We start from the raw sequence: 1,055 nt of genomic DNA on the forward strand, positions 1-1,055 counted from the left end.
ATGCAGCACGGGGAACTGCCGAAGTCGCTGCACGTCGACGCGCCCTCCCGGCACGTCGACTGGACGGCCGGCGCCGTGGAGCTCCTGACGGCCGCCCGCGACTGGCCGGCCACCGGCCGCCCGCGCCGGGCCGGCGTCTCCGCCTTCGGCGTCAGCGGCACCAACGCGCACGTCCTGCTGGAGCAGGCGCCTGCCGTTCCTGAGGCAGCCGGTTCGGTGTCGGCCGTGGGCGCGGCGCCGTGGGTGGTCTCGGCCAAGTCCGAGGCCGCGCTGGACGCTTCGCTCGCGCGCCTCGCCGACGTGGACGGGCCGTCCGCGCTGGACGTCGCCCACTCGCTGGCCGCCGGGCGTGCGCTCCTCGGGCACCGGGCGGTGCTGCTGGACGGTGCGGAGGTCGCGCGCGGGGTGGCGGGAGAGCGCTCGACGGCGTTCCTCTTCTCCGGTCAGGGTTCGCAGCGGCTCGGCATGGGACGGGAGCTGTACGCCCGTTTCCCGGTGTTCGCCGAGGCCTTCGACGGCGTCTGCGCACGGCTGGACCAACTGCTGGACCGGCCGCTGCGCGACGTGGTGTGGGGCGACGACGCGGAGCCGGTGAACCGGACGGAGTACGCCCAGGCCGGGCTGTTCGCGGTCGAGGTGGCGCTGTTCCGGCTCGTCGAATCGCTCGGCGTGCGGCCGGAGTTCGTGGCCGGGCACTCGATCGGTGAGGTGGCGGCCGCGTATGTGGCCGGGGTGTTCTCGCTGGAGGACGCGTGCGCCCTGGTGGCTGCGCGCGGCCGGCTGATGCAGGCGCTCCCGGAGGGCGGAGCGATGCTCGCCGTGGAGGCTTCGGAGGACGAAGTCCTGCCGCTGCTGGACGAGTTCGTTTCCATCGCGGCGGTGAACGGTCCGACGTCCGTGGTCGTGTCGGGCGCTGCCGAGGGCGTCGCCGCGATCGAGGCGCACTTCGCCGACCGGCGGACCACGCGCCTGCGCGTCTCGCACGCCTTCCACTCCCCGCTGATGGAGCCGATGCTGGACGGCTTCCGGGCCGTCCTCGACGGGCTCGCCTACAC

At 74.5% G+C, this 1,055-nt stretch carries 1 protein-coding gene; it reads left to right on the plus strand.

The window, feature by feature from the left end; translation table 11 throughout:
• A partial coding sequence (locus tag ACFV4F_RS43480) for an acyltransferase domain-containing protein (RefSeq protein ID WP_380511619.1) occupies positions 1-1,055 on the plus strand: 1,055 nt, incomplete at both ends.

The organism is Kitasatospora sp. NPDC059722, assembly GCF_042733235.1.
Classification (GTDB): domain Bacteria; phylum Actinomycetota; class Actinomycetes; order Streptomycetales; family Streptomycetaceae; genus Kitasatospora.